This is a genomic window from Janthinobacterium sp. CG_23.4, from assembly GCF_029892305.1.
Classification (GTDB): Bacteria; Pseudomonadota; Gammaproteobacteria; order Burkholderiales; family Burkholderiaceae_D; genus Janthinobacterium; species Janthinobacterium lividum_D.
The window spans coordinates 4,967,905-4,988,477 of sequence record NZ_JARXUX010000001.1; the positions used below are offsets into that span (position 1 = coordinate 4,967,905).

Here is a 20,573-nt window from a genome sequence, read left to right on the forward strand (position 1 = left end):
TTGCCGCTTACATGCGAAACACGCCGAACTTGGTGTCCGGGATTTCCGCGTTCAAGGCTGCCGACAGGCCCAGGCCCAGCACCATGCGGGTGTCTGCCGGGTCGATCACGCCATCGTCCCACAGGCGTGCGGTGGCGTAATACGGGTGACCCTGGTGTTCGTATTGATCCTTGATTGGCTGCTTGAAGGCGGCTTCTTCTTGCGCGCTCCACTCGCCACCCTTGCCCTCGATGCCGTCGCGCTTGACGGTTGCCAGCACGGAAGCGGCCTGGTCGCCGCCCATGACGGAAATGCGCGCATTCGGCCACATCCACATGAAGCGGGGAGAAAAGGCGCGGCCGCACATACCGTAATTGCCGGCGCCGAAGCTGCCGCCGATGATGACCGTGAATTTCGGCACACCGGCCGTGGCCACGGCCGTGACCATCTTGGCGCCATTGCGGGCGATGCCCTCGTTTTCATATTTGCGGCCCACCATGAAGCCGGTGATATTTTGCAGGAAGACGAGGGGAATCTTGCGCTGGCAGCACAATTCGATGAAATGCGTGCCTTTCAGAGCCGATTCGGAAAACAAGATGCCGTTATTGGCGATGATGCCTACCTTGACGCCGTAGATATGCGCGAAGCCGCAGATCAGGGTGGTGCCATAGCGGGCCTTGAATTCGTCGAAATCGCTGCCGTCGACGATGCGCGCGATCACTTCCCGCACATCGAACGGTTTGCGCGTGTCGACGGGGATCACGCCGTACAGTTCCTGCGTCGGATATTTTGGCTCGACGGATTCGCGCAAGGCCATCTGCTGTGGCTTGGTGCGGTTCAAGTTCGAGACGATGCTGCGCGCCAGCGACAGTGCATGTAAATCGTTCTGCGCCAGGTGGTCGACCACGCCGGACAAACGCGTGTGCACGTCGCCGCCGCCCAGGTCTTCGGCCGTCACCACTTCGCCTGTCGCCGCTTTCACCAGCGGCGGGCCGCCGAGGAAAATCGTGCCCTGCTCCTTGACGATGATCGATTCATCGCTCATGGCCGGCACATACGCGCCGCCAGCCGTGCAAGAGCCCATCACCACGGCGATTTGTGGAATGCCCTTGGCCGACAGATTTGCCTGGTTGTAAAAGATGCGGCCGAAATGGTCGCGGTCGGGGAAGACGTCGTCCTGGTTTGGCAGGTTGGCGCCGCCCGAGTCGACCAGGTAGATGCAGGGCAGATTGTTCTGGTCGGCGATTTCCTGGGCGCGCAAATGTTTTTTTACCGTCATCGGGTAATAGGTGCCGCCCTTGACGGTGGCGTCGTTGCAGACGATGACGCATTCCTGGCCCGAGACGCGGCCGATGCCGGTGATGATGCCGGCGCTAGGCGCGGCATCGACGCCCTTGGCATCCTGGTACATGGCGTAGGCCGCCATCTGCGAAAACTCGAGGAAGGGCGTGCCGGGATCGAGCAGCATTTGCACGCGCTCGCGCGGCAGCAGTTTTCCGCGCGCCAGGTGCTTGGCGGCTGCCGCTACACCGCCACCGGCGGCGATTTTCTCGACCTTGTCGCGCAAATCGTCGACGATGGCTTGCATGGCCGCGGCATTGGCCTTGAAATCTTCACTGCGCGGATTGAGTTTGCTTTCGATGTGCGGCATTGCGGTTCCTTTTTATGATCGCCCGGTCTCTCGGGTCGCGCTATTCGGGAAAACTGCCGTCGAGATAAAACCAGCGCAGGGCGCCGCCGCTCTTGTCTGCTTCGCGCACGAAGCGGCTCACTTCATGCAGGCGGTGCGCGCGGCCGTTAACCTTGTAGCGGGCCACGAATTCCACGCTGTCGCGGTGTATCTCTTCGGCTTGATCTGCTGATATTGCTTTACGTTGACGTAAACGTAAAGCAGATTTTACCTCAAGTCCCAGCCACTGGACTTTTTCTTCATCGGCAAATAAAGCTTCGCCAGGACAGGTGCTGGCATGCCAGCTGGCGCGCAGATATGCCTCGTCGCGCAAGGTAAACGCCGTGTAGCGTGAGCGCATCAGGGCTTCGGCCGTGGGCGGCAAGGCATCGCCCGCGATATACGGGCCGCAGCAACTGGCGTAGGAGGCACCGCCACAGGGGCAGGCGGCAGAGTTCAAGGGTGTGGGCATGCGCTGGCAATAAGGAATGGAAAAGAGGGAAAGTTCCGCAATTATCCGTCATATGGCAGCGGCGCTGCTGTTCGTCCTGCCGATTGCATCGGCACCGTTGCCGGGGCGGCCACTGTGGTCTGGCCAGTGTGGCCCAGCTTGTGTTGAGTAATAGCAAACCCCGAAATCCCCGCATTTTATTCATCCTCTTTCCCTGTGTTAGGGCCAATGGAGGCCTTGCCAGCATAGGAGGAGATGGTTTGCTGCGCCAATGAAAATTGCTTGTTTATCTATGGTACAAAGCTATACCCACGGTAAAACATTGTTTTTTTAAGCGTATATCCGTTATTTATCGCTATTTTCCATCGATTCATGGGTGGACGGGCTACGCGCAAGCGCCATCGCTATTACACTAGGAGGACAAGGAGAACTGTATGAGCCAGACCAGCGTAGAACTCAAGGTCGATTTAAATGACAATTCGCCTTTATATATGCAGATCGCCCGCAAGCTGAGCGATGACGTACGCAACGGCCGCTATCAGGTAGACCAAGCCCTGCCCTCTGAACGTAGCCTGTCCGAACTGCTTGACGTATCGCGCGTGACTGCCCGCAAGGCCATCGACCAGCTCGTCGAGCAAGGCCTCGTCGTGCGCCGCCGTGGTTCGGGCAACTATATTGCCCCGCGTATCGAGCAGCCGCTATCGAACCTGTCGAGTTTTTCCGAGCAGCTGCAGCAGCGTGGCTACCGCCCCGGTTCGCGTTGGCTCAAGCGCGATGTCGTCATCGCCAGCAGCGATGAACAGCTGAGCCTGGGCCTGGCGCAGAACACGAAAGTGGCGCGCCTGGAGCGCCTGCGCCTGGCCGACGACGTGGTGATGGCGTATGAGGTGAGCGTGCTGCCATTTAGCGTGGTGTCGGACCCCGCCGCCGTGGGCGATTCGCTGTACGAGTACTTGAGCAGCATCAAGAAGGCCCCCGTGCGTGCCTTGCAGCACATCCGCGCCATGAATGCGACGGCCGTGTTGGCCATGCAACTGGGCATCCCCGATGGCCAAGCCGTGCTATTTATTACGCGCATCGCCTACCTGGAATCGGGTGAAGCGGTGGAACTCACGCATTCGTATTGCCGCAGCGATCATTACGATTTCGTCGTAGAAATGCGTCGCGCGCCGTAACAAGGCTGCCTGCGACGATTCTTTTGCCATCCATAAGCTCCCGTTGTGCCGGCACGCCAAGCTTTCATGGCCGATCTTGCACATCGGTACTACACTGGTGTCATCTTCACGCATGTTCTGACATCATGTTGAAAACTGAAACCCCGAGCCGGCGGCATCCGGATCTGGATCTGTACCCGGTGGCGCAACTGGTGGCGGCGCTGGTCGATGACCAGTTCTGGGCTGTCGAAGCCGTGCGGCTGGCGTCACCACAAATCGCGGCAGCCATCACAGCCGCCCTGCCCCGCATCGCCGCTGGCGGACGTCTGCTATATGTGGGCGCGGGCACCTCGGGCCGCCTTGGCGTACTCGACAGCGTTGAACTCAATCCCACGTTTTCCTGGCCACCCGAGCGCGCTGTCGGCATCCTGGCCGGCGGCGCGGGTGCCATGTTTGCGGCCGTCGAAGGAGCGGAAGATGATCTGCAACAAGGCGAGCGGGACTTGCTGGCCCTGCAGCCGCAAGCCAACGATGTCGTGATCCTGCTGGCCGCCTCCGGCGCCACGCCCTACGTGCTGGGTGCGCTACTGGCCGCGCGCAAGGCTGGCGCCTTGAGCATCGGCATTGCCAACAATCAGGGCGCTCCAGTGGCACACGAGGCGCAATGCGGCATCGTGCTCGACACGGGCGCGGAAGTCATTTCCGGCAGTACGCGTTTGAAAGCGGGCACGGCGCAAAAAATCACCCTGAACACGATTTCCAGCGCCCTGATGGTGGGTTTGCATAAAACTTACGGAAACTTGATGGTAGACTTGAAGCCGACCAACGCCAAGCTGATCTGGCGGGCGGTGCGTCTGACCATGCATGCCACCGGCGCTAGCGAGGCGCAGGCCAGGAGCGTGCTGGAGCAATGCCACTATCACGTCAAGGTGGCGATTGTTGCCTTGATCAAAAAAATCAATACAGACCAGGCACAGGCATTGTTGGCCGGCGCGGACGGCAGTGTGCGGGCGGCACTGGCGGCTTGAGCTGAGGGCGCAGCATTCTTCTGTCTGGGAGACAAAGAAGGATGTATGGAGCTAGTGCAACAAACCATTCCGGCGCGCGCAAACAAGCCGTGGCTATGGATCCCCTCCCTGTATTTCGGCCAGGGCATCCCCTATGTGGTGGTCATGACCTTGTCCGTGATCATGTACAAGAATTATGGTTTTTCCAATACGGATATCGCGCTGTATACCAGCTGGCTGTACTTGCCGTGGGTGATCAAGCCCCTGTGGTCGCCCTTCATTGACATGTACCGTAGCAAACGCTTTTGGATCGTCGGCTTGCAGCTGCTGATCGGCGCCGCGCTGGCGCTGGTGGCCCTGACGACCTCGCTGCCGCATTTTTTCCAGATCAGCCTAGCCATCTTCTGGCTGATGGCCTTTAGTTCCGCCACGCATGATATTGCCGCCGACGGCTTTTACATGCTGGGCCTGGAAGAACACCAGCAAGCGGCCTTCGTCGGCGTGCGCAGCACGTTTTATCGATTGGCCATGATCGCTGGCCAGGGCGGCCTGGTGTTTCTGGCCGGCTACCTGACGCATGCGACAGGCAATGTGCAGCTGGCCTGGTCCGTTGTCTTTGCGATTTTGGCGGGCCTCTTCATCGCCCTCTTCCTGTATCACTATTTTGTCTTGCCGAAGCCCAAGGACGACCATGCCAGCATCTTGGACGCCGGTATTTCTCCTTTGCAAGAGTTCCTCGCCACCTTTGCTGCCTTCTTCAAGAAGAAGGATATTTTCGTCATTCTGGGATTTTTACTGCTGTTCCGTCTCGGTGAAGCGCAGCTGTTGAAGCTGGCCGCCCCCTTCCTGCTCGACCCCGTTGCCAAGGGCGGCCTGGGCCTGAGCACGGAACAGGTGGGCCTGGTCTACGGCACCATCGGCGTGATTGCGCTAACCCTGGGTGGATTGCTGGGAGGGTTCATCATTTCCCGCTTTGGCTTGAAACGTTGCCTGTGGATCATGGTGCTGTCCGTCCACTTGCCCGACCTGGTCTTCGTCTACCTGGCCAGCGCCTTGCCCAGCAGCATTTATGTGATCGCCGCTGGCATTGCGCTTGAGCAATTTGGCTATGGCTTCGGTTTTGCTTCGTATATGTTGTACATGATCATGGTTTCCGATGGCGCGCATAAAACGGCCCATTACGCCATCTGCACGGGTTTCATGGCCCTGGGCATGATGCTGCCTGGCATGGCCAGCGGCTGGATTCAGCAAATGCTCGGTTACCAACATTTCTTTATCTGGGTCTGCATCGCCACCATTCCTGCTTTCATCATGGCCGCGCTGGTCAAGATCGATCCCGCATTCGGCAAGAAAGCTGCCGCCTGATTCTTTTGAACGGTGCGCCCGCAAGGATGACGGGCGCACAGTAAAATGCGCCACCGATACACCTGCGCTCCACCATTGCAAGGAATTGTTTTGTTGTCTACTTTCAAAAAACGCCTGAGTGCCACCGCTGGCGTGCTCGCTGCGCTGGCCACCGCCACATTGCTCAGCAGCTGTACCAGCACCAAGATGCCCTCCGCAGTGACGCCGGGCGAAGCGGGTTTGCCGGCCGTGCCGCCGGTGCAGCACATTACGGGCGAAGTGCCGCCGCCGGCGCCGCGCGAGTTTCGCGCCGCCTGGGTGTCGACGGTCGCCAATATCGATTGGCCAAGTCGCAGCAATTTGCCGGTGGCCAAGCAGCAAGCCGAGGCGATCGCCATCCTCGATCGCGCCAAGTCCTTGAATCTGAATGCGATTGTGTTGCAGGTACGGCCCAGCGCCGACACGATTTACCCGTCGCAACTGGAGCCGTGGTCGGAATACCTGACCGGCAAGCAAGGCCAGCCGCCGCTGCCCATGTATGACCCGCTGGCTTTCTGGGTGGCCCAGGCGCATGCACGCGGCCTGGAATTGCACGCCTGGTTCAACCCTTATCGCGCCCGTCACGCGACAGCCAAGTCGCCGCTGGCACGCGACAGTTTCGCTTCCACCAATCCGGCGTCCGTCAAGCAATACGGGCGCTACCTGTGGATGGATCCCGGTGATGCCGCCGCTTCCAAGCACACGACGGACGTGGTGCTGGACGTGGTGCGCCGCTACGATATCGACGGCGTGCACATCGACGATTATTTTTATCCGTATCCGATCGACGCGCCTGGCGCCGGTGCGGGAGCCGAGGCGGCCGTGCTGGATGCGGGCAATGGCGGCGTCAAGCGCGAATTGCCGTTTCCCGATGAGCCTTCCTGGCAGCGATATCTGCTGGCCGGTGGCCAGCTGGACCGCTCTTCCTGGCGCCGCCAGAACGTCAACCAGCTGATCGAAGCCCTGTACACCGGTATCCATCGCGAGAAGAGTTGGGTGCGCTTCGGCATCAGCCCATTTGGCATCGGCCGTCCGGATCGCCGTCCGGCCGGTATTGTCGGCTTCAGCCAGTACGATAAATTGTATGCGGATGCCGAACTGTGGCTGGCCAAGGGCTGGCTCGATTATCTGTCGCCGCAGCTGTATTGGCCCGTGGCGCAGGCGCCACAAGCGTTTGGCGTGCTGCTCGACTACTGGCTGGCGCAAAATCCGTACGGCCGCCACGTGTGGCCCGGTTTATATACTAGCCGCATCGACAATTCCGCCAAGTCCTTTACGCCGCAAGAGATCATCCAGCAGATCGAAGTGACGCGCACGCGCCCCGGCGCGAATGGGCAAGTGCATTTCAGCATGGTGCCCCTGATGCAGAACCGCAAGGGTGTCAGCGAGCAACTCAAGGCGACCGTGTATCAAAGCCCTGCCCTGATTCCCGCCACGCCATGGCTGGGCAAGGAAGCACCGGGTACGCCGGTGCTGGCCTTGCGCCGCGATTCCAGCAGTCTGAACGTCAAACTGACGGCGGGCGGCGGCAAACCCGTGGCCCAGTATGCCGTCTGGGCCCGCTATGGCGAAGACTGGCGCTTCACGGTGGTCACCGGCGTGCAGGGCGAGTTGACCCTGGTTGATGATGCCACCAGTAAAGTCAATGCGGTGGTGGTGAGCGCCGTGGACCGGCTTGGCAATGAAAGCGCACGCGTTACCGTGCGCGGCCCGTTTGCCGGCCCCGCCAAGTCATTCTTGACCGTACAGCCCTAGTCCATAAGCTGCAGGCATGAAAAATGCGCAAGCTTTCATGCCTGCAAGCGCTACTTGGCTTTACACTTATGCCATGATTTCCTTTCCTACTGCCAATGATGCGGCGCCCGTGCTGGGCCTGGGCATCGACGCGGGCGGTACGCAGACGCGCTGGGCTTTGGCTAGCGTGGATGGCGTCATCGTGGCCGACGGTGTCGTGGAAGGCTTGTCTGCCTTAAAAATGAACAGCGATGCTGGCCGTGCAGCCGTGTACGCCACGTTTGCCCGGCTGTGCCAAGCCGTGCTGACGGTCGGCCAGCCGCGTGCCGTGGTGGCGGGTTTGACGGGCTTTGGCGGCGACGATGTTGTGCTGGTGCAAATGCTGGCCACTCTGCTGGCGCTGGACGCCGACAACGTCAGCGTGGGCAACGATATCGAGATTGCCTACCGCGACAGTTTTGAACCGGGCCAAGGTTATCTGGTCTACGCGGGCACCGGTTCGATTGCTGCCTGGATCGATGCCGATGGCGCGTTTCACCGCGCGGGCGGGCGCGGCGTGTTGCTCGACGATGGCGGTGGTGGTTACTGGATCGCGCGTGAAGCCTTGCGCCATATCTGGCGCCGCGAAGACGAGGCGCCCGGCAGCTGGCAAAGTTCGCCCATGGCCGAAGCCGTGTTTGCGCAACTGGGCGGCAGTGAGTGGTCGCTGTCGCGCGCCTTCATGTATGGCCAGGAGCGCGGCGCCATTGGCCGGCTGGCGCTGGCCGTGGCCGCCAGTGCCGATACCGACCCGCTGGCGCTGGACATCTTGCAGCGTGCGGGGCAGGAGTTGGCGCGCTTGGCCCTGGCCCTGACGGCGCGCTACGGCGCCCGTCCTGTGGTGCTGGCGGGGCGTGCGGCACAATTGCACCCAGCCATCGCGGCGGGCATGCGCGCCGCTTTGCCGGTAGCGTTGATGCTGGAGCAAAAAGTTGCCCGTTCTCATGAGGCTGCTGCCAGGCTGGCAGTCAGGACAGCCAGCTTGTATGCCGACAAAGACTGACTATTTTACTAACCCGGACATGGATTTTGCATGAAAAAAATCGCCCTCGCCTTGCTGGTGGCCCTGCTCTCCGCCTGTACCACGCCGGCGCCGCACCTCGACCATAGTCTGACGGCGCGTGGCCAGAGCCCGCGCGTAAAATTCATTGTCATCCATTACACGGTCAGCAACTTGCCGCGTTCGATCAAGATCCTGACGGAACAAGTGGTCAGCAGCCATTATTTGCTGACCGACACGGACAAGCCAAAGTTTTACGTGCTGGTGGACGAATCGCGCCAGGCAAACCACGCGGGTGTGAGTAACTGGAAGACTTATACACAGTTGAATGTTAGCTCGATCGGCATCGAGATCGTCAACCCCGGCTACAAGGACACGCCGGAAGGGCGTGTTTGGTACCCGTTCCCGCAGGCACAGATCGATGAACTGATTCCGTTGCTAAAAGATATACAGGCGCGTTACAACATCGCGCCGGAAAATATCCTGGGCCACAATGAAATCGCCCCGCAGCGCAAGCAAGACCCGGGTCCGCTGTTTCCATGGCGCCAGCTAGCCGATGCAGGCTTGATCGTCTGGCCCGATGCTAACCGTGTTGCCGCGCAGCGCCTTATTTTTGAGCAGCAACTGCCGGACGCCGTCTGGTTCCAGAAAAAGCTGGCCCAGCACGGCTATGCGACGCCGAACACGGGCATCTTCGACGAAGCGACGCGCAATGTGCTGATCGCCTTCCAGATGAAATACCGCAACACATTGTTTGATGGCAGCCCCGATGCCGAAACGGCGGCCCTGCTGGAAGTGCTGACGACACCGGCGCCAGCTGTTGTAGCAAAGTAGCACGGCTGTTCCAGCGGCGGGTACGGGCATTGATGATTTAAATGAACGCTTGTACCCGGGTGCTGTAGTAACTCAAGTAGTTAGAACACTTGTAAGCCTTTCAGCATCACGATCAGGATCAGCACGGGCGAGACAAAGCGCAGCAGGAACAGCAGTCCATGTGCCAGGGCCTTGTTCTGCAACTGGCCGTGATTGCTGATCGCATCGATAAAATGGTGTTGGCCCCAGGCCCAGCCTGTAAACAAGGCAATCCCGATGCCACCAACGGGCAGGAAAATATTCGACGAGACGAAGTCGAACAGATCAAACATAGTCAAGTTAAACAGCTTGAAGTTTGCCAGGATGCTGTTACTCAGGGCGCACACGGAGCCTAGCGCGGCCAGCAACAGCATGGTCACGACCGTGGCTTTGCTGCGCGTCCAGCCGAAGCGTTCATGGAAAATCACCACGGGCACTTCCATCAGCGATAGCATCGCCCCCGTAGCGGCTACGGCGGCCAGGATGAAGAACACCACCATCAGCGCTTGCCCCATTGGAATTTGCGAGAACACGGCTGGGATGGTGATGAACACCAGCGACGGTCCCGCACTGGGTGTGAAGCCAAACGTAAACACGGCGGGGAAGATAGCGATACCGGCCAGCATCGATACACCTAGGTCGGCGGCCATTACGCGCAGGGTTGTGACGGGGATATTCTGGTCATCGCGGAAATAGCTGCCGTAGGTCATCATCGTACCCATGCCGACGGACAATTTGAAGAAGGCCAGGCCCATGGCCGTCAGTACGACGGGGGCCGTCAGCTTGGAAAAATCAGGACGGAACAGAAAGGCCAGGCCCTCACCTGCTTTATCGAGCGACAGGCTGACCGCGCATAGCAGCAGTAGTAACAGGAATAGCAAGGGCATCAGTTTCTTGGCGATCGCCTCGATACCTTTGGTCACACCCAGCATCAATATGCCACCGATAAACAGCAGCACGCCCCATTGCCAGAATAGCGATTGCAGGGGATTGCTAATTAGTGAGGCGAAGGCCGCTTCCGTCACCAGCTTATCGCTGCTGAGGATAGAGCCGTCGATGGCCTTGGCGATATACGCAAACACCCAGCCTACGACTTCTGAGTAAAACGCGACGATCAGAAAGGCGGCCACCATGCCGATCACGCCAAGCAGCCACCAGGGCTTGCCTTTCGGTGCCAGCTGTTCCATGGTGGAGATGGGATTGACCTTGGCCCGGCGCCCCAGAGTGATTTCCGCGATCATCACGGGCAGGCCTACGAATAAGGTGGCGAGTAAATAGATGAGCAGAAAGCCGGCACCGCCATTCGCGCCCGTAAGATAGGGAAACTTCCAGATGTTGCCGAGACCGACTGCCGAGCCGAGGGTGGCGGCGAGTACGCCGAAGCCAGTGGTAAAGCCAGCTCGTTTCAGGGTCAGGCCTGATCCTTGAGCTTGTTGTTTCATGGTGAATCTTCTATGGTTCTATATGTAGGCAAGCGCCGTTTGGCGCGAAGGGGGTGAAATTGTAGCAGTTGAATGCAAAAGTCCCGGAAAACCCTTGCTTCTACAGGGGGGCTTTGCTATAGTTCGCCTCCCCAATGAGACGCACTAGTTTGCGGCACAAAGGGACGGCCTTCAGGGGCTGGGTAGTAAAAAGTTTTTTAGCGCAATGCGCTGAAAAACGGAGTTGACGGATTTAGTAAAATGCTTCATACTCTTCCTTCTTCGCAGCTGACAAACACAACGCTTTGTCGATAGCGCGAGAGTGGTAAATAAGTAGTACCGAATACGTTCTTTAACAATTAACAGTCGATAAGTGTGGGCATTTGATGTAGGTGCAGCAGCGATCTTCGGATCGCTGTAAAACTTAAAATATCAAATGTTCACAAGAAATAATGAAATAGGCGCTACGAAAGTAGTGGCCTGTCAGTTTTTTGAGTGAGCGACCCATCAGCAATGATGGTGCCGGTAAAACGGCAAAGTAACAGAGATTAAACTGAAGAGTTTGATCCTGGCTCAGATTGAACGCTGGCGGCATGCCTTACACATGCAAGTCGAACGGCAGCACGGAGCTTGCTCTGGTGGCGAGTGGCGAACGGGTGAGTAATATATCGGAACGTACCCTAGAGTGGGGGATAACGTAGCGAAAGTTACGCTAATACCGCATACGATCTAAGGATGAAAGTGGGGGATCGCAAGACCTCATGCTCGTGGAGCGGCCGATATCTGATTAGCTAGTTGGTAGGGTAAAAGCCTACCAAGGCATCGATCAGTAGCTGGTCTGAGAGGACGACCAGCCACACTGGAACTGAGACACGGTCCAGACTCCTACGGGAGGCAGCAGTGGGGAATTTTGGACAATGGGCGAAAGCCTGATCCAGCAATGCCGCGTGAGTGAAGAAGGCCTTCGGGTTGTAAAGCTCTTTTGTCAGGGAAGAAACGGTGAGAGCTAATATCTTTTGCTAATGACGGTACCTGAAGAATAAGCACCGGCTAACTACGTGCCAGCAGCCGCGGTAATACGTAGGGTGCAAGCGTTAATCGGAATTACTGGGCGTAAAGCGTGCGCAGGCGGTTTTGTAAGTCTGATGTGAAATCCCCGGGCTCAACCTGGGAATTGCATTGGAGACTGCAAGGCTAGAATCTGGCAGAGGGGGGTAGAATTCCACGTGTAGCAGTGAAATGCGTAGATATGTGGAGGAACACCGATGGCGAAGGCAGCCCCCTGGGTCAAGATTGACGCTCATGCACGAAAGCGTGGGGAGCAAACAGGATTAGATACCCTGGTAGTCCACGCCCTAAACGATGTCTACTAGTTGTCGGGTCTTAATTGACTTGGTAACGCAGCTAACGCGTGAAGTAGACCGCCTGGGGAGTACGGTCGCAAGATTAAAACTCAAAGGAATTGACGGGGACCCGCACAAGCGGTGGATGATGTGGATTAATTCGATGCAACGCGAAAAACCTTACCTACCCTTGACATGGCTGGAATCCCGGAGAGATCTGGGAGTGCTCGAAAGAGAACCAGTACACAGGTGCTGCATGGCTGTCGTCAGCTCGTGTCGTGAGATGTTGGGTTAAGTCCCGCAACGAGCGCAACCCTTGTCATTAGTTGCTACGAAAGGGCACTCTAATGAGACTGCCGGTGACAAACCGGAGGAAGGTGGGGATGACGTCAAGTCCTCATGGCCCTTATGGGTAGGGCTTCACACGTCATACAATGGTACATACAGAGCGCCGCCAACCCGCGAGGGGGAGCTAATCGCAGAAAGTGTATCGTAGTCCGGATTGTAGTCTGCAACTCGACTGCATGAAGTTGGAATCGCTAGTAATCGCGGATCAGCATGTCGCGGTGAATACGTTCCCGGGTCTTGTACACACCGCCCGTCACACCATGGGAGCGGGTTTTACCAGAAGTAGGTAGCTTAACCGCAAGGAGGGCGCTTACCACGGTAGGATTCGTGACTGGGGTGAAGTCGTAACAAGGTAGCCGTATCGGAAGGTGCGGCTGGATCACCTCCTTTCTAGAGTTTGCACGAATCAGTAATGATTCACGCATCAAATGTTCACACTTATCGGCTGTTTAATTAAGAAGAAACAGTAGTCGTAGTAGCACCGCGTTGGGGCTGTAGCTCAGCTGGTTAGAGCACCGTGTTGATAACGCGGGGGTCGTTGGTTCGAGTCCAACCAGCCCTACCAGCTAATTAGTACATAATTCCCGGGGGATTAGCTCAGCTGGGAGAGCACCTGCTTTGCAAGCAGGGGGTCGTCGGTTCGATCCCGTCATCCTCCACCAAGTTTTACTCGAAAGTGCAAACGTAAGCCAGTCAACAAGACTGTGGTTTAGGTTTGATCTTTTAGCGATCAAAGCTGTTTCGTTCTTTAACAATCTGGAAGAAGTAAAGATTATTTATTGATCAAGTCTATGCGTGCAGCAATGCATGAGGCGACTTGATGGGTAATGATTGTATGTATCAACAAACAAGCAACAACGTTGTACTTTCTTATCCCTGTAGCGCTCTTTCATCATGCAAATGATGAGAGGCTAACGTTATAGGGACAAGCGAATAAGTGCACATGGTGGATGCCTTGGCGATTACAGGCGATGAAGGACGTAGTAGCTTGCGATAAGCTGCGGGGAGTGAGCAAACACACTTTGATCCGCAGATTTCCGAATGGGGCAACCCACCCTTTTAGGGTATTGCATACTGAATACATAGGTATGCAAGGCGAACGCGGCGAACTGAAACATCTAAGTAGCTGCAGGAAAAGAAATCAACCGAGATTCCCAAAGTAGCGGCGAGCGAAATGGGAAGAGCCTGTACGTGATAGTCGGACTGATAGAAGAATCCTCTGGAAATAGGAACCGTAGCGGGTGATAGTCCCGTATTCGAAATCAGACCGGTGATACTAAGCGTACGACAAGTAGGGCGGGACACGTGACATCCTGTCTGAATATGGGGGGACCATCCTCCAAGGCTAAATACTCGTAATCGACCGATAGTGAACCAGTACCGTGAGGGAAAGGCGAAAAGAACCCCGGAAGGGGAGTGAAATAGATCCTGAAACCGTGTGCATACAAACAGTAGGAGCGGACTTGTTCCGTGACTGCGTACCTTTTGTATAATGGGTCAGCGACTTACATTCAGTGGCAAGGTTAACCGCATAGGGAAGCCGTAGAGAAATCGAGTCCGAATAGGGCGATCAGTCGCTGGGTGTAGACCCGAAACCAAGTGATCTACTCATGGCCAGGATGAAGGTGCGGTAACACGCCCTGGAGGTCCGAACCCACTAATGTTGAAAAATTAGGGGATGAGCTGTGGGTAGGGGTGAAAGGCTAAACAAACTTGGAAATAGCTGGTTCTCTCCGAAAACTATTTAGGTAGTGCCTCAAGTATCACCATCGGGGGTAGAGCACTGTTATGGCTAGGGGGTCATTGCGACTTACCAAACCATTGCAAACTCCGAATACCGATGAGTGCGAGCTTGGGAGACAGACGTCGGGTGCTAACGTCCGGCGTCAAGAGGGAAACAACCCAGACCGCCAGCTAAGGTCCCAAAGATTGGCTAAGTGGAAAACGAAGTGGGAAGGCTAAAACAGTCAGGATGTTGGCTTAGAAGCAGCCATCATTTAAAGAAAGCGTAATAGCTCACTGATCGAGTCGTCCTGCGCGGAAGATGTAACGGGGCTAAGCCAGTCACCGAAGCTGCGGATATTGTTCTGTGATTTATCACAGATATATATGGTAGGAGAGCGTTCTGTAAGCCTGCGAAGGTGTCTTGTAAAGGATGCTGGAGGTATCAGAAGTGCGAATGCTGACATGAGTAGCGATAATGGGGGTGAAAAGCCTCCACGCCGTAAGCCCAAGGTTTCCTGTTCAACGTTCATCGGAGCAGGGTGAGTCGGCCCCTAAGGCGAGGCAGAGATGCGTAGCTGATGGGAAGCAGGTTAATATTCCTGCACCGTCGTATGATGCGATGGGGGGACGGATCGCGGAAGGTTGTCCAACTGTTGGAATAGTTGGTTTTTGGCTCATAGAAGGCACTTAGGCAAATCCGGGTGCGCAATTCAAGGGGTTGAGACGAGTGAACTTGTTCACGAAGCAATCGGAAGTGGTTCCAAGAAAAGCCTCTAAGCTTCAGTCATACGAGACCGTACCGCAAACCGACACAGGTGGGCGAGATGAGTATTCTAAGGCGCTTGAGAGAACTCGGGAGAAGGAACTCGGCAAATTGGTACCGTAACTTCGGGAAAAGGTACGCCCCGGTAGCTTGATTGGTTTACTCCATGAGGGTGAAAGGGTTGCAATAAACTGGTGGCTGCGACTGTTTAATAAAAACACAGCACTCTGCAAACACGAAAGTGGACGTATAGGGTGTGACGCCTGCCCGGTGCTGGAAGATTAAATGATGGGGTGCAAGCTCTTGATTGAAGTCCCAGTAAACGGCGGCCGTAACTATAACGGTCCTAAGGTAGCGAAATTCCTTGTCGGGTAAGTTCCGACCTGCACGAATGGCGTAACGATGGCCACACTGTCTCCTCCCGAGACTCAGCGAAGTTGAAATGTTTGTGATGATGCAATCTACCCGCGGCTAGACGGAAAGACCCCATGAACCTTTACTGTAGCTTTGCATTGGACTTTGAACCAATCTGTGTAGGATAGGTGGGAGGCTTTGAAGCGGGGACGCTAGTTCTCGTGGAGCCAACCTTGAAATACCACCCTGGTTTGTTTGAGGTTCTAACCTTGGTCCGTTATCCGGATCGGGGACAGTGCATGGTAGGCAGTTTGACTGGGGCGGTCTCCTCCTAAAGTGTAACGGAGGAGTTCGAAGGTACGCTAGATACGGTCGGACATCGTGTTGATAGTGCAATGGCATAAGCGTGCTTAACTGCGAGACTGACAAGTCGAGCAGGTACGAAAGTAGGACATAGTGATCCGGTGGTTCTGTATGGAAGGGCCATCGCTCAACGGATAAAAGGTACTCTGGGGATAACAGGCTGATTCCTCCCAAGAGTTCATATCGACGGGGGAGTTTGGCACCTCGATGTCGGCTCATCACATCCTGGGGCTGTAGCCGGTCCCAAGGGTATGGCTGTTCGCCATTTAAAGTGGTACGTGAGCTGGGTTTAAAACGTCGTGAGACAGTTTGGTCCCTATCTGCCGTGGGCGTTGGAAATTTGAAGGGGGCTGCTCCTAGTACGAGAGGACCGGAGTGGACGAACCTCTGGTGTACCGGTTGTCACGCCAGTGGCATTGCCGGGTAGCTAAGTTCGGAAGAGATAACCGCTGAAAGCATCTAAGCGGGAAACTTGCCTTGAGATGAGATTTCCCAGAGCCTTGAGCTCTTTGAAGGGTCGTTCGAGACCAGGACGTTGATAGGCTGGGTGTGGAAGTGCAGTAATGCATTAAGCTAACCAGTACTAATTGCCCGTACGGCTTGTCCCTATAACCTTAGCAGGTACAGAGGATAAGACGGTACAACGTTGTGAGTTTGTTGATACCATTCATTACCCAAAAATCTTTGCTTCTTCCAGATTCAGGCCTTGTTGCTCTACCGAGAACAAGCGCCAGTACAAGTTATGCCTGATGACCATAGCAAGTTGGTCCCACCCCTTCCCATCCCGAACAGGACCGTGAAACAACTTTGCGCCGATGATAGTGCTGCAACCAGTGTGAAAGTAGGTTATCGTCAGGCTTGTTATTTGGTGCAACAGCTCCCGGCTGTTGCACCTAGAGAAAAACCCCGCCAGTAATGGTGGGGTTTTTTTTCGTCTGCTGGTTTTAGTGAGCCCAAGCGAAGGCTTGGGGGGCCGACCCCGGCTGTTCAGCGCTACAGTGTTGCATAGACCATAAGCACATATACGGATGGATTATCAACAGCTCTGCGCCCAGCGGCCCATCATCGTTGCCTATCTGCTGTCTAATCGCAGCTGAATTGTAAGTGTTAGCGCATATTTTTTCGTAATTAAGGCGAAGTTAGCCGAAGTTGTCGACTAGATTTACTTTTTACGGATGATGTCAGTGGGGTTTAGCGGCAGCCCCCGCTGGTAGCCATGGTTTCAAAGTAAGCAATTTTCATAAACACCTTATGGTCTGCCTGGATTGCTTCTTTTTTGATGTATCTGTTGTAGAACTTGCTTTGGGGCCAGTACGCGTTGGCTTGGAACGCAAAATTACGTCACAATCGCCCTGTTGAGTTGTCGTTTCATATAAAAACAGGAGTTCCATGAACGAGCAGATTGCGAGAGAAGTGGTCTTGGTCCGTGCTATTGAAACGGCCGACCAGAAAAAAGAAGTCCTTAGCGAGGATGACCGCATGTACGCCAGCCGCAGCGCGCGCGAACTTGCTCAGTGGCAGGCTTCGGGTAAGCAGGCCGAAGTCACGGCTGACGACTTCCTGCAGCAGCGCTCCGAGCTGATCATCAAGCGTATCACCGAGCGCACCCCCGCCTTCGCTGCCTTTGCGAAGCGTCGCCCAGGTATGAAGACTCTGGCGCTGACCTTGCCGTTACTGGGCCTGCTGTTGGGGGCCGGACTTGACCGCATCACTGATCCCCACCGCGTCGACCTGCTGTCGGCGCCTTTGCTGCTGATCATCGCCTGGAACGTGCTGGTCTTCCTGAGTTTGTTGATCTGGCTATGTATTTCCTCGCGCTCCCTGAGTTGGCCGAAGGCGGGGCTGGTGCGCCACCTGAGCGTGGGCCGGCTAGCCCTGCCGCGCAAGTTGCCGCACGCCTTGTCCTCGGGCTTGCTCAGTTTCATGGGGGAATGGGCACACTTGAGCGCTAAGCTGACGGAAGCGCGTCTGAGCCGTACCATTCACTTGAGCGCCGCCATGTTTGCTATCGGCGCCGTCGCCTCGCTGTACACACGCGGTTTCCTGTCACAGTACGCGGCTGGCTGGGAAAGTACTTTTCTGAATGCCGGCCAAGTGCATAGCCTGCTTTCGACTCTGTTTGCACCAGCTATTGCCCTGTTCCATTTGCAAGGTTTTTCGCTGGCGGAAATCGAGGCGCTGCGTTTCCCGCAAACGACGACCGTGGAGGGCGGCGCGCGCTGGGTGCATTTGTATGCGGCAACGATTTTCTTGCTGGTTGTTGTTCCCCGCCTGATCCTGGCCCTGCTCAATCATTGGCGTGCCGCCCGTTTGGCCAAGCACTTTCCAATGGATCTGGATCAACCATATTTCCGCAAGCTCAATGAAAGCATCGGCGTGGCCACGGGTGGCATGCTGCGCGTCTTGCCGTACAGCTTCACTGTCGATGAGGCACGCCACAAGGGCTTGGGCCAGCTATCCATCATGCTGTTTGGCGAGCAGGGGCGCATGATGTTGCGTCCATCGACGTCGTATGGCGAAGAGCCGCAGGACGTCCTGCGCGGCACCAACTTGGACGATCCGCAAGTCAATATTACGGCCGTGCTATTCAATCTGACGGCGACGCCGGAAAAGGAAAATCATGGCGTCTTCCTCGATTACCTGGTGCAATCGTCAACACGCGGCATCGCCGTCCTGATTGATGAGTCCAGTTATCTGGAGCGCGCTGGCGAGCAGGTGCAGAATGCCGCCCGCTTGGCGGAAAGAGTCGCGTTGTGGCAACAGTTCTGCCTCTTCCATCAAGCCCCTGCCACCTTGGTCAATTTGCTCAATCCTGGCTTGCACCCGCTTGATGCTGGTGTTGGCTTGAAAGTATCGGCCGTAGCATGAGTGTGAATGTAAATAAAGAGGGACAGGATGATGCGGTGCAAATTCAGTTTGCACTGATTTCACATACGAATAATGGTAAGACCACCCTGGCACGCACCCTGGTGGGTGTCGATATCGGCGAAGTGCGCGACGCCGCCCACGTGACCGTGTTTGCGGAGTCGCATACCTTGCTGGCGACCCCGCAGGGCGATGTCCTGCAACTGTGGGATACGCCCGGCTTTGGCGATTCCGTGCGCCTGCTCAAGCGCTTGGGGCAGGCTGGCAACCCTATCGGCTGGTTCTTGCGCGAAGTATTGGACCGTTATCGCGACCGTCCGTTCTGGCTCAGCCAGCAAGCGTTGCGCACGGCCAAGGATGCTGCCGACGTGGTGCTGTATCTGGTGAATTCCTCGGAACATCCTAAGGATGCGGGTTACTTGCCGGCAGAAATGAAAATCCTCGAATGGCTGGGCAAGCCCGTGGTGGTTTTGCTCAATCAGATGGGGCCGCCACGTCCAGGTAATGAGGAGCACAGCGAGCAGGCGCGCTGGCGCGAACATTTGCAGCAGTATGGCATTGTGCGCGACGTCCTGGCGCTCGATGCCTTTGCCCGCTGCTGGGTACATGAGCGCGTGTTTTACGAAGCCGTGGGTAAATTGTTGCCACAGCCGCAGCAAGCTGGCTATGCGCGTTTGTTTGCTGCCTGGCAAGCGGAGAATATGGCGCGCTTCCAGCAGGCCATGCGCTTGCTGGCTGTGCAGCTGGCCGTCGCAGCCCAGGATCGTGACGCCATCGAGCCCGTCTCCAAGGGCTTGTTGAAATCGGTTTTGCAGGTAGTGGGTATAGGCAAGAATGCAGAGCAGCAACGTCAGGAAAAGGCGATGGCCAGCCTGGTGGCGCGACTCAATACGCACAGCAGTGAAACGACACGCGAGCTGTTGATCTTGCACAAACTCGACCCCACCGATGCGCACAAGATTAATGCGCGGGTACGTGACAATTTTACCGTGCGCGCGCCGATCGACAAGGCGCAAGCGGGGCTATTGGGGGCTATGATTTCCGGTGCGGCAACGGGCTTGTCGGCCGACCTGATTTCTGGCGGCCTGACCCTGGGCACGGGGGCTTTGCTTGGCGGTGTGGTCGGCGCATTGACGTTTGCCGGCGCAGCCTGGGGTTTTAATTCCGGTACAGAGCGTAATGAACCCAGCATGCAATTTACCGATGCTTTCTTGCGTACCCTGGTGGTGGCGGGCGTGCTGCGTTACCTGGCGGTGGCGCACTTTGGCCGTGGCCGCGGCAACTTTGTGGAAGGCGAGGCACCGACATTTTGGCAAGATGAGGTGGAGCAAGCGGTTGCGTGCCACGATGCTGCTTTGCTTGAGTTGTGGAAAGATGTGCGCCGGGACAAATCACCCGAGCAAGCCACCGAGCGCGTCCACGCCGTGATTACCACCATTAGCTCCGATACTCTGGCGCGTCTGTATCCAGATGTGGCGCGCCTGGTGTAACTAGTCAGGCGCGGGCCTGCAGCGACTGCGGCAGAAATTGTGCGCAGGCCCTGACCTTGGCCGAGTTCGACAGCCGCCAGATGGCCATCGCATAGATATAGGTGGTCCGTTGATAGGCGGGCAAAATGCGCAACAGCTAGTCTAGCGACAGGCTGTTTTCCACAGCCTGTGTCGAGCGCAAGAGGATGCCGTGGTGTCCAGCCCCCTTTGATGCACGCTCTTGCCGTGACCACTTATGCTGACCCGGCGTGCTTCGATGCATCAAACGCACTTGCAGCGCCACTTCCAGCATGCTGATGCGCTTGCTGACTGCCTGGTTCTCGCGCCGTGGCGGCGAAACGGGTCTTATGGGTGGCCAGGAAAATCGGCGTAGACCTTTCAGCGGCGGTGTATTTTTCATCGATTAATCACCCAATGCGGATACTGCAATTGTGAACTACCTGCTTGTATTCGGATGTGGCGCCAGTACCATCAACGCATCCATCGACATCCTGTTCGACCTTGGTTCCGCTTGGCTGGGAACATTGTTGAAATAAAGCTTGCCGCCTATGGGCAGCTTTGCTATAGTTCGCCTCCCCAATGAGACGCACTAGTTTGCTGCACAAAAGGGACAGCCTTCAAGGGCTGGGTAGT

Annotated in this window: 12 protein-coding genes, 2 tRNA genes and 3 rRNA genes; 13 read left to right on the forward strand and 4 right to left on the reverse strand. The window is 56.6% G+C overall.

Annotated features, from left to right (window positions below; all coding sequences use genetic code 11):
- Positions 1 to 7: 7 nt before the first annotated feature.
- Positions 8 to 1,630 (reverse strand): carboxyl transferase domain-containing protein, encoded by a 1,623-nt coding sequence (locus H4V96_RS22240; protein WP_010393995.1) that lies wholly within the window; start codon positions 1,628 to 1,630, stop codon positions 8 to 10.
- 40 nt (positions 1,631 to 1,670) lie between these two features.
- Entirely contained in the window at positions 1,671 to 2,120 is a 450-nt protein-coding gene (locus tag H4V96_RS22245; protein WP_010393997.1) for a YchJ family metal-binding protein, read from the reverse strand.
- A gap of 413 nt (positions 2,121 to 2,533) precedes the next feature.
- Between H4V96_RS22245 and H4V96_RS22250 the strand changes: the two genes are divergently transcribed.
- From H4V96_RS22250 to H4V96_RS22275, 6 genes are all read left to right on the forward strand, one after another.
- Positions 2,534 to 3,274 (forward strand): GntR family transcriptional regulator, encoded by a 741-nt coding sequence (locus H4V96_RS22250; protein ID WP_196856518.1) that lies wholly within the window; start codon positions 2,534 to 2,536, stop codon positions 3,272 to 3,274.
- 125 nt (positions 3,275 to 3,399) lie between these two features.
- Positions 3,400 to 4,281, forward strand: coding sequence for an N-acetylmuramic acid 6-phosphate etherase (locus H4V96_RS22255; protein WP_010394001.1), 882 nt, complete (start codon positions 3,400 to 3,402; stop codon positions 4,279 to 4,281).
- Between the two features lie 45 nt (positions 4,282 to 4,326).
- Positions 4,327 to 5,625, forward strand: a complete 1,299-nt coding sequence (locus H4V96_RS22260) for an MFS transporter (protein ID WP_010394003.1) — start codon at positions 4,327 to 4,329, stop codon at positions 5,623 to 5,625.
- A 90-nt stretch (positions 5,626 to 5,715) separates the two neighbouring features.
- A complete protein-coding gene (locus tag H4V96_RS22265) occupies positions 5,716 to 7,398 on the forward strand; it encodes a family 10 glycosylhydrolase (protein WP_196856519.1) in 1,683 nt (560 codons plus the stop codon).
- Positions 7,399 to 7,471: 73 nt separating this feature from the next.
- A complete protein-coding gene (locus H4V96_RS22270; protein ID WP_196856520.1) occupies positions 7,472 to 8,419 on the forward strand; it encodes a BadF/BadG/BcrA/BcrD ATPase family protein in 948 nt (315 codons plus the stop codon).
- A gap of 30 nt (positions 8,420 to 8,449) precedes the next feature.
- Complete coding sequence (locus H4V96_RS22275) at positions 8,450 to 9,250, forward strand: N-acetylmuramoyl-L-alanine amidase (protein WP_196856521.1); 801 nt, start codon at positions 8,450 to 8,452, stop codon at positions 9,248 to 9,250.
- An 80-nt stretch (positions 9,251 to 9,330) separates the two neighbouring features.
- On the opposite strand, the gene H4V96_RS22280 is transcribed toward H4V96_RS22275, so the two are convergent.
- Positions 9,331 to 10,710 (reverse strand): sodium-dependent transporter, encoded by a 1,380-nt coding sequence (locus tag H4V96_RS22280; RefSeq protein ID WP_196856522.1) that lies wholly within the window; start codon positions 10,708 to 10,710, stop codon positions 9,331 to 9,333.
- Positions 10,711 to 11,239: 529 nt separating this feature from the next.
- Between H4V96_RS22280 and H4V96_RS22285 the strand changes: the two genes are divergently transcribed.
- From H4V96_RS22285 to H4V96_RS22315, 7 genes are all read left to right on the forward strand, one after another.
- Positions 11,240 to 12,770, forward strand: a 16S ribosomal RNA gene (locus tag H4V96_RS22285).
- 98 nt (positions 12,771 to 12,868) lie between these two features.
- Positions 12,869 to 12,945: transfer RNA gene (locus H4V96_RS22290), tRNA-Ile, on the forward strand.
- 21 nt (positions 12,946 to 12,966) lie between these two features.
- A tRNA-Ala gene (locus tag H4V96_RS22295) sits at positions 12,967 to 13,042 on the forward strand.
- A gap of 261 nt (positions 13,043 to 13,303) precedes the next feature.
- Positions 13,304 to 16,193: ribosomal RNA gene (locus H4V96_RS22300) — 23S ribosomal RNA — on the forward strand.
- A 137-nt stretch (positions 16,194 to 16,330) separates the two neighbouring features.
- Positions 16,331 to 16,443 (forward strand): 5S ribosomal RNA (rrf, locus tag H4V96_RS22305).
- The 16S, 23S and 5S rRNA genes sit together here with 2 tRNA genes alongside, the layout of an rRNA operon.
- A 531-nt stretch (positions 16,444 to 16,974) precedes the next feature.
- On the forward strand, positions 16,975 to 18,453 hold the full coding sequence (locus tag H4V96_RS22310; RefSeq protein WP_196857164.1) for a DUF2868 domain-containing protein: 1,479 nt from the start codon (positions 16,975 to 16,977) through the stop codon (positions 18,451 to 18,453).
- The gene (locus tag H4V96_RS22315; RefSeq protein WP_196857163.1) at positions 18,450 to 19,940 is read left to right on the forward strand and encodes a DUF3482 domain-containing protein; all 1,491 of its coding nucleotides are present in this window, start codon (positions 18,450 to 18,452) and stop codon (positions 19,938 to 19,940) included. The genes H4V96_RS22310 and H4V96_RS22315 overlap by 4 nt, the downstream gene beginning before the upstream one ends.
- Before the next feature lie 4 nt (positions 19,941 to 19,944).
- On the opposite strand, the gene H4V96_RS22320 is transcribed toward H4V96_RS22315, so the two are convergent.
- A complete protein-coding gene (locus H4V96_RS22320) occupies positions 19,945 to 20,073 on the reverse strand; it encodes a hypothetical protein (protein WP_010394037.1) in 129 nt (42 codons plus the stop codon).
- Positions 20,074 to 20,573: the final 500 nt, after the last annotated feature.